A 13008-nucleotide genomic window follows, 5' to 3' on the forward strand; every position below is an offset into this window, starting at 1 on the left:
ACGCTTCAGTCGCGCGCCAAAAGCTTCGGCATCGTCATCTTCGCGCCGTCCATGAAGGTCTGGACGGCGTCGCGGACGATCGCGTCGAGATCGGGCGGGATCGGCGTCTCGTAGATGAACTTGCGGATGGCGAGATAGAAGATGCGGCCGTGTAGGCCCCAGAACAGCTCGGTCTCGCGTTCGCTAAGCGGATGGGATTTCGCGTCGGGCAGCTTCAGATCGTGGCGCAGCTCGGCCGCCGCGGGCTCGATGATCTCGCGGCGGACAATGTCGAGATAACGGCCGGTGATACCGAACGACTTCATGCCGGAGAAGACGAAGATCCGCACCCAATTGTACTCGAACACGCGTTCGACATAGTCGAGATAGAAGCGCGTCAGCCGCGCCTCGAGCGGTAAGGTTCGGTCGCGGATCATCGGCCCCCAGTCGGGCGACCAGCGGCTGAGATAGACCTCCTGGTAGACCCGCTCGATCAGCGCCTCCTTGCTCGGGAAGTGGCGATAGATCGCCGAATGCGTGATGCCCATGCGTTTTGCCAGTTCGCGGGTCTGGCCCTCGAAGCCATGCTCGGCGAAGAAGCGGATCGCCTCGTCCACGATCGCGCGCTCGCGGTCGGCCGCGCGCATGTTGCGGCGCTTTGGCGCGGACTTGCTGCCTGTGTCCGTCCGCTTCCGGACCGGTCGCTTCGCTAGTTTCTGCGCTTTTCGGGCCATTTCGACGCTGTTTAGCAATCTCCGGCTGCCTTCTTAGCCTAAAGGTGCATTTGTGACCAAATGGTCATTTCCTGTTGACCGCCTCCCGGCGGCGTGTCAGGATTTTGAGACCAGATGGTTACAAATCTGGCATCCCGGCTGATGAGCCGACGGATCTCTGAGGAAACGGCGGTGAAGGCGAGGGCTTTCAGCTATTTTCGTGCTGCGACGATCGACCAGGCGCTGGATGCTCATGCCCGCGCTGGCGATGACGCGCGCTTCATCGCCGGGGGGCAGAGCCTCGTACCGGCACTGTCGCTGCGGCTGCAAGCACCGCGCTTGCTGATCGACATCACCCATATTGACGAGCTGCGCGGCGTCGGGCGTGCAGGCGGTTACTTGCGTATCGGCGCGCTGACGCGGCACTGCGAGATGCTGAGCGAGCCGCTAATCGCCGAATTCGCGCCGCTGCTGCATGCTGCTGCGCCTTTTGTAGCCCATCCCGCGATCCGCAACCGCGGCACCATTGGCGGCAGCGTCGCGCTCGCCGATCCTGCCTCCGAATTCCCGGCGATGACCCTGGCGCTCGATGCCGAGATCGAAATCGCCGGCCCTTCCGGCAGCCGGCGTGTGAAAGCCGACGACTTCTTCGTCGAGCTGTTCGAGACCGCATTGCAGCCCGGTGAGCTGATCACCGCGATCTATGTTCCGCTGTTCAAAGCCGATCAGCGTTTTGCGTTCGACGAGCTGGCGCGCCGGCGCGGGGACTATGCTCTGGTCGGGTGCGGCATGCTTGCGACTTTCACAGCCGAACGCATCGACGACATCCGCATTTCCTTCTTCTCGGTCGGCAATACACCGACGCGGGTGAAGGGCGCTGAGGCAACCCTGATCGGCTCGAACCTGGATCCTGAGCGTATCGCCGCCGCACAAGCTGCGCTCGAAGGCGATCTCGCCCCGCCGGACAGCGACGAGGTGCCGCCGGCGATGCGGCTGCATCTTGCCCGCGTGCTGCTCGGCCGCCTGCTCGGACGTCTGGGTGAGGGCGCATGAGCGGTTTTGACGAAACCCTTTTGGACGACCCCGACGAGACCGTGCGGGTCCGCTTCGTCGTCAATGGCCGCAAGGTCGCCTGCGAGGTGGCGCCGCGCGAGACGCTGGTCGATTGCCTGCGCAACGCGCTCGAACTGACCGGCACGCATGCGGGCTGCGAGATGGGGGCCTGCGGCGCCTGCCTGGTGCAGCTCGACGGCCGCGCTGTGCACTCCTGCCTGATCTTTGCAGTGCAGGCCGATGGCGCCAAGATCAATACCATCGAAGGTCTTACCGAGAGCGGCGTGATCGCCGATCTCCAGGCCGAATTCCATCGCCGCAACGCGCTGCAATGTGGCTTCTGCACGCCGGGCATGCTGGTCAATGCGCACGAGTTGCTCTCGCAGATCGCTCTGCCCAGCCGCGACGAGATCCGCGACGCGCTGTCGGGCAATTATTGCCGCTGCACCGGCTATGAGGCGATCGTCGACGCCATCGACGCGGTGGCCAAAGCGCGCAATGAAAATGGAGGCGCGACATGAGCGCGCCACTGACCTCGCTCGACCGCCCTAATTCCTATATCGGCCGTTCCGTGCCGCGCCCGAACGCCAAGCGGCTGCTCGCCGGCCGCGGACGCTATGTCAGCGACCTTCGCTTGCCGCGTATGCTCCATGCCGCCTTCCTGCGCAGTCCGCATGCGCACGCGAAGATCGTCGCCATCAATACCGAGCAAGCGCGCGCACTCGAAGGCGTGCATCTCATTGCCACCGGCGAGGACCTCGCAAAGATCTGCACGCCCTGGACCGGCACGCTCGACCACTTCAAGGGCATGACGTCGGCTCCGCAATTGCCATTGCCGCTCGACCGCGTGGTCTGGGCCGGGCAGGCTGTGGTGGCCGTCGTGGCCGAGAGCCGGGCGCTTGCGGAAGATGCGCTGGAGCTGATCGAGATCGACTATGAGGACCTCCCTGTCGTGGTCGATATCGACAGTGCACGAGAGGTTGGTGGCCCGCTGATCAATCCGGGCAGTGTCAATAACACCTGTTTCCGGGCCCAGCTCGACAATGGCGCCGTTGACGACGCGTTTGCGCAGGCCGCGCATGTGGTGGAAGAGGAGTTCTCCTTCGGCCGCCACACTGCGGTGACGCTGGAGCCTCGCGCCATCGTCGCCGACTACGATCCCGCCGCCGGTGCGCTGACCGTGCATCACGCGACGCAAACGCCCTACCAGTTCCAGGATCTCTATTCGCGCCACTACGGTATCCCCGAGGCCCGCGTTCGCGTGATCGCGACCGACATCGGCGGCTCCTTCGGGATGAAGCTGCATGTCTATCACGAGGACATGGCGGTGGTCGGCCTGTCGATCCTGCTCGGCCGTCCCGTCAAATACGTCGCCGACCGCATCGAGTCCTTCGTCTCCGACATCCACGCCCGCGACCATCGCGTCCGCGCCCGCATGGCGCTCGATGCCAAGGGCGAGATTCTGGCGATGGACGTGCTGGACCTGACCGCGATCGGGGCGTTCTCGACCTATCCGCGCACCAGCGTGGTCGAGGGCAACCAGGTGATCCGCCTGATCGGCGCGCCCTATCGTTTCAAGAACTATCGCGCCACACTGGAGGTGATCTTCCAGAACAAGGTGCAGACCAGCCAGTACCGCGCCGTCGGCCATCCCATCGCCTGCGCCGTCACCGAGCGGCTGGTGGACATGGCGGCGGCCAAGGTCGGCCTCGATCCCTTCGTCATCCGCGCGCAGAACGTTATCGCTGACGATGCCTATCCGCAGACCTCGCCGACCGGCTATCGCTTCGAGGCGCTGTCGCATCAGGCCTGCCTGAAGCGCCTGCACGAGATGATGGGTTATGAGGCGTTGCGCGCCGAGCAGGCCGATTTGCGCAAGCGCGGCATCTATCGCGGCATCGGCATTGCGGCCTTCGTCGAGATCACCAATCCCAGCCCGGCCTTCTACGGCGTCGGCGGCGCGCGCATCTCGTCGCAGGACGGCGCGATCCTCAGCCTGACGCCGTCGGGCGAGGTCCGCTGCCTGATCTCGGTCACCGAGCAGGGGCAGGGTACCGAGGCGATCATCAGCCAGATCGTGGCCGATCAGCTCGGCCTTGCGCAGGAACACGTCAAGGTCATCACGGGAGATACCGAGGTGACGCCGCATGGCGGCGCGACCTGGGCCTGCCGTGGCGCCGGCATCGGCGGTGAGACCGCGCTGCAGGCCACGCGCGTGCTCAAGCGCAATATTCTGGAGATTGCCGCGCTCATTCTTCAGGAGCAGCCGTCGGCACTCGACATCATCGATGGCGAGGTCGTCGACGCCGTGACCCGGAACCAGCGGTTGCCGATCTCCGAGATCGCGCGGATCGCCTATTTCCGCTCCGACACCTTGCCGCCCGGCACACAGGCGCAGCTCACCGTCAGTCATCATTTCGCTCCGCAGGGCTATCCCTTCGCCTTCACCAACGGCATCCAGGGCTGTTCGCTGGAGGTCGATGTCGAGACCGGCTTCATCAAGGTGCTGAAGCACTTCATCGTCGAGGATTGCGGCCGCGTCATCAATCCGATGCTGGTGGACGAGCAGCTTCGCGGCGGCATCGTGCAGGGGCTCGGCGCGGCGCTGTTTGAGGAATGCCGCTACAGCGAGACAGGTCAGCTCATGAACGGCTCGCTCGCCGACTACCTCGTTCCGATGCCGATGGAAATGCCCGACATCGTCATCGGCCATGTCGAGACGCCGACCGCCGACACCGAACTCGGCGCCAAGGGGGTTGGCGAGGCCGGCACGGCGGCGGCATCCGCCTGCGTTCTCAACGCCGTCAACGACGCGCTCACGCCGTTCGGCGCGACGATCAATTCGATCCCGATCACGCCCATAAAAGTCCTGAAAGCCCTGAAACGCTTCTAAAAAAAGTCAGTTGGAGGAAATCATGCCCAAATCCGGTTCGACCTCGACAATATCCCGCCGCACTGCGCTCGCCGGCCTCTCCGCCGGCGCCGCCCTGCTCGCCATGCCGCGGCTCGGCCGCGCCGCGGACGAGACGATTCGCATTGGCTTCCCGACGCCGCTGACCGGACCGTTCGCCGCTGAGGCGCGCGATCAGGTCAAATGCGCCGAGCTCGCCGTCAAGCTCGTCAACGACAAGGGCGGCATCGGCGGCCGCAAGGTCGAGCTCTTGGTGCGTGACGACAAGCTCAATGCCGGCGAGGCCGCGACCCGGACGCTGGAGCTGATCGAGAAGGACAAGGTCCACGCCGTGGTGGGCGCGCTTTCCAGCGCGGTGCAGCTCGCCGTCAATGAAGTCACCCGTGCCCGCGGCGTGATCTACGTGTCGATCAGCCAGTCCGACACCATCAACGAGGCCAAGGATTTCAGTAAGTATACGTTCCACGAGGCGCTGAACCCGCACATGACGACCGCTGCGGTGGCGCGGCAGACGCTGAAGAAGGGCATGAAGGTCGCCCATCTCGTTGCGGACTACGCCTATGGTCACGAGATGCTGCGTGGCTTCAAGCGCGCGCAGACGGCGATCGGCGCCGATACCGTCGGCGAAATTCTTCATCCGTTCGGCGCGGCCGACTATTCCACCTTCATGCCGCGCCTGATGTCGATGCGGCCGGACGTGCTCTGCATTTCCAATTTCGGCCGCGACCAGGCTAACGCGATCAAGCAGGCGGTGGATTTCGGCGTCAAGCAGCAGATGAAGATCGTCGTGCCCGTCATCCTGCACAACCAGCGGCTCGCGGTCGGCCCTGACGTGTTCGAGGGCGTGGTCGGCGGTGCCAATTACTATTGGGGCCTGGAGCCGCAGAGCAAATCGGCGGCCGCTTTCAACGCGGCGTTCAAGGCCGCCAATGGCGGTGCGATCCCGACCGATTACGGCGCCTACGGCTATTCCGGCGTCGGATCGCTGCTGGCAGCCATGCAGGCCGCCGGCGGCACCGACACCGACAAGGTCGTCGATGCCCTCGAGAAGCTGCAATATGACTTGACCAAGGGCCCGCAGCATTACCGCAAATGCGACCACCAGTCGGTGCAGTCGGTGCTGGTGCTGGAGTCCAAGAAGAAGTCCGCGATGGCGAACGACAACGACCTGTTTGCGATTCTCGCCAACGACACCGGCTCCGATGATATGCTGCGCAGCTGCAGCGAGCTCGGCCACGCGACCTGAAGCCTCAACCGATGGACCTGTCGCTGATCATCATGCAGCTTCTTTCCGGGATCGCCCTTGGGGCGGTCCTGGTGATCACTGCGCTTGGACTGACCATCGTGTTCGGCATGCTCGGGGTGGTCAATTTCGCCCATGGCGCGCTGTTTATGATCGGAGCCTATGCGGGGCTGTATCTGGCGTCGCTCACCGGCAGTTTCTGGTGGGGATTGCTGCTCGCTCCCATCCTGATCGGCGCGTTCGGCATGCTGATCGAGTTCGTCCTGATCCGAAGACTTTATGGACGCTCGATCGACGATCCACTGCTGCTCACTTTCGGCCTCAGCTACATCCTGGTCGAGGGCGTGCGGATCGTGTTCGGCAGCGACGGCATTCCGTTTCCGACCCCGCCGCAGCTCGTCGGCGTGCTCGATCTCGGCATCGGCTTCTTCCCGCGCTATCGCCTGTTCGTCATCGCGCTGGTGGCGGTGGTGCTGCTGGTGCTCTGGCTGACGCTGGAGAAGACCCGCATCGGCCTCATTGTGCGCGCGGGCGCCCGCGATCCCACCATCATGCAGGTGCTCGGCGTCGATATCGGCCGGGTCTGGCTCGCGATTTTTGGCCTTGGCGTCGGACTTGCCGCGCTCGGTGGTGTGCTCGCGGGTCCCATGCGCAGCGTCAATCCGGAGATGGGCTCGCTGGTACTGGCGGAGGCCTTCGTCGTGACCGTGATCGGCGGGCTCGGCTCGATCGTCGGCGCAGTCGTCGCCGGCCTCATGGTTGGCATCTCCATCAGCCTGGTGGCGCTGTTCGCACCTGAAATGGCGACCATCGTGATGTTCGCGCTGATGGCGATTGTGCTGCTGATCCGCCCGCAAGGCCTGTTCGGCGTGAGAGGGAGGACCGCGTGAGGTCACCATCGAACGGCGAAGCGGTCGCCAAGCCCTCGTCCCGCGGGCTCGGCTGGATTCTCGAGCAGCGCGTCCTGCTCTCCATCGCGGTGCTGGCCGTGCTGCCATGGCTGCTGCCGTCGCAGGCGCTGGCCGTCAACGTCCTGATCTACGGCGTCGTGGTGATGGGCTACAATCTGCTGTTCGGCTACACCGGGCTGCTGTCGTTCGGGCAGGCGGCGTTCTTCGGCGCGGGCGCCTACTTCACGGGTATTGCGATCGGCCGCTACGGCGTGCCCTGGTTCGCCGCGGTGCCGATCGCTGTGCTTCTCAGCACCGGCCTTGCCGCCGCAATCGGCATCGTCTCGACGCGCACCCGCGGCATCTATTTTTCCATGGTGACGCTGGCGCTGGCCCAGCTCGTCTACTACGTCGCGCTGCAAGCCTCGTCCTTCACGGGCGGCGAGAACGGCCTGCGCGGCTTCACCGTCGACCGCATCAGCCTGTTCGGCTTCCCCGTCAATTTCCTCGACCCCGTCAACAAATATTACGTGCTGATGGCCTTCGCGGCGCTCGCGATGTGGTTCCAGTCGCGGATCCTGAACTCACCGTTCGGCGCCGTCATCGAGGCCATCCGCGAAAACGAGCAGCGGGCGCGGGCGTGCGGCTATGACGTCGAGCGGAGCAAGCTGATCGTGTTCATGCTGTCGGGTGCGATCTCCTCGCTTGGCGGCTGCATGCTGGCGCTGCACCTGTCGATCGTACCGCTCGACCTTTTGCACTACCAGACATCGGGCATGATCGTGATGATGGTGCTGCTCGGCGGCGCGCGCAGCTTCTTCGGGCCCTTCGTCGGGGCTGCGAGCTTCCTGATCCTGGAGGATGTCATCTCGCTTTGGACGCCGCATTGGCAGATTTTTGTCGGCGCGATCTTCGCGCTGTTCGTGCTGTTCCTGCCCAAGGGGATCTGGGGAACGCTGCTCGACACGCTCGGCATCGGAAAGGCGCGGCCATGAGCGGCGAACTGCTTCGCGTCGAGGGGGTCGGCAAGCGTTTTGGCGGCTTCGTCGCGCTCGAAGACATTACCGTGTCCTTTGCGGCGGGACAGCTCACCTCGATCATCGGGCCGAACGGCGCTGGCAAGAGCACCTTCTTCAACATCCTCTCCGGCGCGCTGGCCCCGACGTCGGGCACGCTGCACTTCAGGGGACGCGAACTGAACGGCCTGCCGCAGCACCGCTTCGTGCATCAGGGCATCTCGCGCTCCTACCAGATCACGAACATCTTTCCGGACTTGTCCGTGCACGAGAATGTGCGCGTAGCGGCCCAGGCGCTGACCGTGAGCTACGACATCTGGCGCAACCGCGCCCGGCTGACGGAGCTGAACGCGCGCGCCGACGCGGCGCTTGAGGCGGTCGGACTGCTCGGCAAGCGCGCCGACTTAGCAAAATTCCTCTCGCACGGCCAGCAGCGCGCGCTGGAGATCGCGATCGCGCTGGTCTCCGAGCCCGAGCTGCTCCTGCTCGACGAGCCCACCGCCGGCATGGGGCCGGAAGAGACCAAGGACATGGTCGCGCTGCTCGAACGGCTCGCGGAGAAGCGCACGGTGCTGCTGGTCGAGCACAAGATGAAGATGGTGCTCGGCCTGTCCAAGCGTGTCGTGGTGCTGCATCACGGCCGTCTGCTGGCGGACGGCGCGCCCGACGAGATCAGGAGCAACCCGGAAGTCCGGCGGGTTTACCTCGGACAGAGTGAAGGCTATGGCTGAGACCGCGCTGCTCGAAATCGATGACCTCCACGCCTGGTATGGCGCAAGCCATATCCTGCACGGCATCTCCCTGCACGTGAAGGAGGGCGAGGTGGTAGCTCTCGTCGGCCGCAACGGCGCCGGCAAGACCACGACGCTGCGGGCGATGATGGGTCTGATGCCGAAGGCGACCGGCCGCGTGCGCTTTGCGGGCAGGGAGCTGCTGCCGCTCCGCGCTCATCAGCGCTTCCATCTCGGTTTGGCCTATGTGCCGGAGGAGCGCCGCATCGTTCCCGGGCTCTCCGTGCGCGAAAATCTCCGCCTCGGCCTGGTCGCGGCCGGAAGCGAGATCGAGGAGCGCGCCGCGATCGACGAGATCGCCGAAACCTTTCCGCGCCTGAAGGAACGCCTCGATCAGGAGGGCGTCACGCTTTCGGGCGGCGAGCAGCAGATGCTCGCGATCGCCCGCGCGCTGATCGCAAAGCCCAAGATGATCCTGCTCGACGAGCCCTCGGAAGGCATCATGCCCGTCCTGGTCGAGGAGATGGGCGTGCTGTTCCGCCGCCTGCGCGACGAGGGCAAGACACTGCTGCTGGTCGAGCAGAACGTCGAATGGGCCCTGCGGCTGGCCGACCGCGCGGTGATCATCGACCAGGGCGAGGTCGTGCATCAAAGCAGCGCCGCGGCGCTGCTGGCGGACAAGGACATCCAGGAGCGTTATTGCGCGGTGTGACGGCCGCGGAGGGCCGCACGCCAGCAGGTCATCCGAGCAGCTTGCCGAGCTCGTTGAGCTTTGCGATCGCGGCCTTGCCGACCTCGGTGATGTTCTTTTCCGCGCGCGCGGCGAGCTCGCGATCGGCCTCGAAGCCTTTCCTGGCGGCATTGACGCTTTCGCGGATCTGGCCGCCCACATTGGGGTCGCCGATCGCTTTCTTCACCGCACCGTCGTCGAAGGCCTTGACGGTCTGCTCCTGATCCTCGAGCCGCGCGTTGCTGCCGGCCTCGGTCTCCTTGAGCGCGAGGCCGAGCGCCTCATCCAGGAGTTCGTGCAAGGCTGCGAGCGGACCCTCGGTGGCGGAGCTTGTGGTGCTGACCTTGAAGCCCGGCGTATCCGGCACGAACAGCACGGTGCCGCGCGCGAGCCTGTTCAGATCGGCATGCGGATTGGCCTCCTGCAAGGCTTTCAGCGCAGCCTCGCCGCGAACCTGGCTCAGATTGGCATGCAGCAGCTTCTCGCTGACAGCCTTGAGTTTCGTCTCGTCTCCAACGATGAAGGTGCGCATCGAAATCTCCGCGAATTAGCCGATCACGTTGAGTGGCGCCCACGGCGTGTTGGCAATGCCGCCGGGGATGATGATGGTGCTGGTTGTAATGTTGCCGATCACGGTCACTGCCCGCGCGCCGGTGAGGCGGATCGAGCTTTCGCCGCCGCGCACCCGGTTCGTGCTTATGATGGCGACCGCGCTCTCCAGCGAAACGGCGACGCTTTTGCTGCCGGATTCCACCCGGTTGTCGTTGAACAGGCATTCCTGGCCGGCCACGACCAGAACGGCGGGGGCTGGCCCGCGCGCGGACAGCATGTTGCCGATGATGCCGGCGCGCGCGCCCTCGGTGTCGTTGGCGGCAAGGCTTGCCCTGACGAACGCATAGTCGGCGCCAAGCGCGAGGATCCGCCCGTCGCCGAGCCGGATCGCGACCTTGTCGCCGGCCTGTCCGAACGGCACCTTCGGATTGACCTCCGCCGTGGTGAGCGCGAACCAGTTGCCGTCCGAATTGTCCACGCCCGGCGTGAGGTCGCGCTGCACGCTGTTGTGATTGACCTCGATCTGGGTCTGCGGCGCGCGCAGCATGATGCCGGCGCTGGTGCCGACAAACCCCTTGGCGGGCGCGACCTCGACGATCTCGTTGCCGCTCACGCGCGGGCGGTTGACGCCGAAGGTGACGACGCCGGCGCGCAGTGCCGACTTGACCGCCGTCAGGCCGATCGCGCGAACCAGATTGCCCGCAATCGTCGCGCTGTCGGCGCGGATCACCTCGATGCCGACCACGGTGCCGTTCTCGCTCTCGGTGACCGGCTCGATGTTGCGGATGTGGTTGTTCTCGATCGAGACGGCTGCGGCGTCGGTCGCGCCGCCGAGCATGATCCCGGCGCCGCAGGCGTCGATCGCGTTGAGCTTGATGATCAGGTCCTGTGCTCCGGCAATCACCTTGATTCCGGCCGTGCCGAAGCCGTGGATCTGGTTGGCGAGGATATGCGCGGTGGCGGTGCTGCGGCGGTCGAGCCCGGGGATCAGCCCGATGCCGACGTGATCGCCGGGCGACCAGTTGCGCAGCTGGTTGCGGTCGATCCACAGCCCCGCCGCGGCGCATGCGATACCGTTGGCCGTGACGTTGCAACTGTTGCCGTCGATCGCCAGCGAGGCGCCGGGAAGCGCAAGGCCCTGCGCGGCGATGGCGGTGTCGGTGCAGCCGATGATCTCGTTATGCGCGATTCGCGTGGCGAGCAGATGCAGCACCTCGTCGGCGAAGGCGATCGCGCCGCGCTGGCACAGCAGGACGTTCTCCTCGATGGTCACCGCGGCCGTCAGCAGGAAGCCGGCACCGTTCTCCACGCCCTTGAGCGCGCCGCCCGCAATCCCAACCGGCGCGAAGATTGCGTTCTCGGCGAGCTTTACAGCGCCAACCACGCCGCGCAGCACCACCGCCGGGAGCTGTGCATTCTCGGTGCCGAGTGCCGCGATGGCGAGACGGGTCAGGCCGAGGCCGATGCAGGTCGAGACGTCGATGGTGGGATCGCGTGCGAGCGAAAGGATCGCGAGGTCCTCGATTGCGATCGCAAAAGAGTCCTGGATGACGAAGGCGCCGGTCGGCGCCACCAGCAGCGTCGCCGGGCCCTTGCCGGTGATGCGGACCGATTTCGCCTGGTTGATCGCCACGGCCTCTTTGAGCACGTAGCGGCCTGGGCCGAGGCAGATGGTGCCGCCGGTCTCGCGCACCTTGTTGACGGCGTCCTGGATGGTGAAGCTGCCGCTCTCGTGCTGCTCGACGGTGACACAGGCCGTGCAGGCACAGTCGTGGCCTTCGCCTTTCGGCGGCCAAGGGTGGCGGCAGTCGGTGACGCTCTTGGCATCGACATCCCAGATGCCGAGCCGTGCATAATGGTGATGGATCCCGCGCGGCGGGGTGCGGTCGAGCAACTCGACGCTGGCATCCCCCGTGCGCGCGGCGAAGGCCCACCAGTCGCCGGCACGACAGCCCGCAGCCCCGGTCGAATCGAAGCTCACGGTGACGCCGTCCTCGAGCAGGACGGTCGTGCCCGCGGCCGGCACCTTGATCACGCCGGTCGATCCGGCGGCATCGAGATCGCCGATCTGCACCGGCGTGCCGCTGGCATCGGTCCGGAACACCTTTCCCTTCTGATCCCAGCGGCGCACTCGCAAATTGGTCTGCTTCGGCCAATCGCTGTTGGGGAATCCCGGCGGCAGCATCAGGGCCGGCAGTGCCGGCGTGAAGCTGATGCGGCGGGTCGCCTCGGTGACGGTGATGCGGCGCATCTCGCCGGCCTTCTGCGAGAACTCCCTGGGGTCGTCGATGATCTCGACCCAGTCGCCGGTGTTGAAACGCAGCACGTCGTCGCGCCCGAGGCTGTCGAGCTCGAGTTCGGTGGCTGAGATCATGCTGGCGACGCGCGAGCCGACGCTGGCATTTTCGCGCGACCATTTGAAGGTCGCAGTGCCGCCGGGCTGGCCGGGGTCGTGGATCTCGATCCGGTAGAGCTGGTTCTCGAGGCCGCGGAAGCCGCCGGTCGGCGGCAGCTCGCAGGGGTCGGTCACCGGAGCTGCATCAAACGTGCCTGTCGTGAGCACGCCGGTCGATGGCGCGATCACTGTGCTCCAACCCGGCATGTCCTCATCGGGCGTCGCGCAGCTCGTGTTGGCGCCGGCATCGGTGTCGAGCACACGCACCTGCCACGCCGTCTGGAGCCGCGAGCTGGTCTCGACGCCGACGGCGATCTCGACCAGTTCCGGCCGCTCGAGCCAGGTCAGCTCGCGCTCCCAGACGTCGAGATAGACGAGATGGCGACCGGCCGTCGGCAGCGGCGGCCGCACCGCATCCGGCAGATAGGGCTGGGTCTCATAGGTCAGCTTGTCGGTGAAAACAGTCTCGGCCATGAGATCGTCGAACAGGCGCTTGTCGGGATCGGCAAGGCCGTGGTTCTCCGCGAGCAAACCGTCGACATAGAGCCGCCCCTTGCCGATTTCGAGCGTATTGCCGGCAACGCCGAGCTTGAATGCATCCGGGGTCGTCGAGGACACCGTATCGCGGCCGAGAATGTCGCTGGCGAGCGCCCGCAGCCTGCGATCGAGGATCGCCATCAACTCGTTGGCATCGCCGTCCAGCAGCACCGCGCCCTGTTTCAGCTCCACGCCGGCGAAGTCGAGCAGCGGGTCGAGACGAACGCGTGAGAAGTCGGCACCCATGATAGCCTCCGA

Annotated in this window: 11 protein-coding genes; 8 read left to right on the forward strand and 3 right to left on the reverse strand. The window is 65.6% G+C overall.

What is annotated here, in order from left to right; genetic code table 11:
* Positions 1-5: 5 nt before the first annotated feature.
* Positions 6-626 carry a TetR/AcrR family transcriptional regulator gene (locus tag AB7G19_RS12485; RefSeq protein ID WP_283017252.1) on the reverse strand — a complete coding sequence of 207 codons (621 nt, stop codon included), beginning with the start codon at positions 624-626 and terminating at the stop codon, positions 6-8.
* Between the two features lie 258 nt (positions 627-884).
* Here AB7G19_RS12485 and AB7G19_RS12490 point away from each other — a divergent pair, with 258 nt between their 5' ends.
* The 8 genes from AB7G19_RS12490 to AB7G19_RS12525 are packed head-to-tail and all read left to right on the forward strand — an operon-like array spanning position 885 to position 9248.
* Complete coding sequence (locus AB7G19_RS12490; protein ID WP_441267839.1) at positions 885-1745, forward strand: FAD binding domain-containing protein; 861 nt, start codon at positions 885-887, stop codon at positions 1743-1745.
* Positions 1742-2266: a (2Fe-2S)-binding protein gene (locus AB7G19_RS12495; protein ID WP_283017250.1), complete on the forward strand. Its 525-nt coding sequence runs from the start codon at positions 1742-1744 to the stop codon at positions 2264-2266. Before AB7G19_RS12490 ends, AB7G19_RS12495 begins: the two co-directional genes overlap by 4 nt.
* A complete protein-coding gene (locus tag AB7G19_RS12500; protein WP_283017249.1) occupies positions 2263-4638 on the forward strand; it encodes a xanthine dehydrogenase family protein molybdopterin-binding subunit in 2376 nt (791 codons plus the stop codon). The genes AB7G19_RS12495 and AB7G19_RS12500 overlap by 4 nt, the downstream gene beginning before the upstream one ends.
* 22 nt (positions 4639-4660) lie before the next feature.
* The gene (locus AB7G19_RS12505) at positions 4661-5902 is read left to right on the forward strand and encodes an ABC transporter substrate-binding protein (RefSeq protein ID WP_283017248.1); all 1242 of its coding nucleotides are present in this window, start codon (positions 4661-4663) and stop codon (positions 5900-5902) included.
* A gap of 11 nt (positions 5903-5913) precedes the next feature.
* Entirely contained in the window at positions 5914-6789 is an 876-nt protein-coding gene (locus AB7G19_RS12510; RefSeq protein ID WP_071911591.1) for a branched-chain amino acid ABC transporter permease, read from the forward strand.
* The gene (locus AB7G19_RS12515) at positions 6786-7784 is read left to right on the forward strand and encodes a branched-chain amino acid ABC transporter permease (protein WP_283017247.1); all 999 of its coding nucleotides are present in this window, start codon (positions 6786-6788) and stop codon (positions 7782-7784) included. The genes AB7G19_RS12510 and AB7G19_RS12515 overlap by 4 nt, the downstream gene beginning before the upstream one ends.
* The gene (locus AB7G19_RS12520; protein WP_283017246.1) at positions 7781-8536 is read left to right on the forward strand and encodes an ABC transporter ATP-binding protein; all 756 of its coding nucleotides are present in this window, start codon (positions 7781-7783) and stop codon (positions 8534-8536) included. The genes AB7G19_RS12515 and AB7G19_RS12520 overlap by 4 nt, the downstream gene beginning before the upstream one ends.
* The gene (locus tag AB7G19_RS12525; RefSeq protein ID WP_283017245.1) at positions 8529-9248 is read left to right on the forward strand and encodes an ABC transporter ATP-binding protein; all 720 of its coding nucleotides are present in this window, start codon (positions 8529-8531) and stop codon (positions 9246-9248) included. Before AB7G19_RS12520 ends, AB7G19_RS12525 begins: the two co-directional genes overlap by 8 nt.
* Before the next feature lie 28 nt (positions 9249-9276).
* Here the strand turns inward: AB7G19_RS12525 and AB7G19_RS12530 are convergent, their stop codons facing one another.
* Both AB7G19_RS12530 and AB7G19_RS12535 read right to left on the reverse strand, forming a co-directional pair.
* Entirely contained in the window at positions 9277-9798 is a 522-nt protein-coding gene (locus tag AB7G19_RS12530) for a hypothetical protein (RefSeq protein WP_283017244.1), read from the reverse strand.
* Positions 9799-9813: 15 nt separating this feature from the next.
* The gene (locus tag AB7G19_RS12535; RefSeq protein WP_283017243.1) at positions 9814-12996 is read right to left on the reverse strand and encodes a DUF6519 domain-containing protein; all 3183 of its coding nucleotides are present in this window, start codon (positions 12994-12996) and stop codon (positions 9814-9816) included.
* Positions 12997-13008 lie beyond the last annotated feature (12 nt).

The organism is Bradyrhizobium sp. 215_C5_N1_1 (assembly GCF_052075935.1).
Lineage (GTDB): Bacteria > Pseudomonadota > Alphaproteobacteria > Rhizobiales > Xanthobacteraceae > Bradyrhizobium > Bradyrhizobium barranii.

What these genes read in the sequence shown, in the direction of transcription:
- AB7G19_RS12485 (WP_283017252.1), bottom strand. Translation starts at nt 626, where the DNA reads ATGCGCGCGGCCGACCGCGAGCGCGCGATCGTGGACGAGGCGATCCGC.
- AB7G19_RS12495 (WP_283017250.1), top strand. Translation starts at nt 1,742, where the DNA reads ATGAGCGGTTTTGACGAAACCCTTTTGGACGACCCCGACGAGACCGTG.
- AB7G19_RS12500 (WP_283017249.1), top strand. Translation starts at nt 2,263, where the DNA reads ATGAGCGCGCCACTGACCTCGCTCGACCGCCCTAATTCCTATATCGGC.
- AB7G19_RS12505 (WP_283017248.1), top strand. Translation starts at nt 4,661, where the DNA reads ATGCCCAAATCCGGTTCGACCTCGACAATATCCCGCCGCACTGCGCTC.
- AB7G19_RS12510 (WP_071911591.1), top strand. Translation starts at nt 5,914, where the DNA reads ATGGACCTGTCGCTGATCATCATGCAGCTTCTTTCCGGGATCGCCCTT.
- AB7G19_RS12520 (WP_283017246.1), top strand. Translation starts at nt 7,781, where the DNA reads ATGAGCGGCGAACTGCTTCGCGTCGAGGGGGTCGGCAAGCGTTTTGGC.
- AB7G19_RS12525 (WP_283017245.1), top strand. Translation starts at nt 8,529, where the DNA reads ATGGCTGAGACCGCGCTGCTCGAAATCGATGACCTCCACGCCTGGTAT.
- AB7G19_RS12530 (WP_283017244.1), bottom strand. Translation starts at nt 9,798, where the DNA reads ATGCGCACCTTCATCGTTGGAGACGAGACGAAACTCAAGGCTGTCAGC.
- AB7G19_RS12535 (WP_283017243.1), bottom strand. Translation starts at nt 12,996, where the DNA reads ATGGGTGCCGACTTCTCACGCGTTCGTCTCGACCCGCTGCTCGACTTC.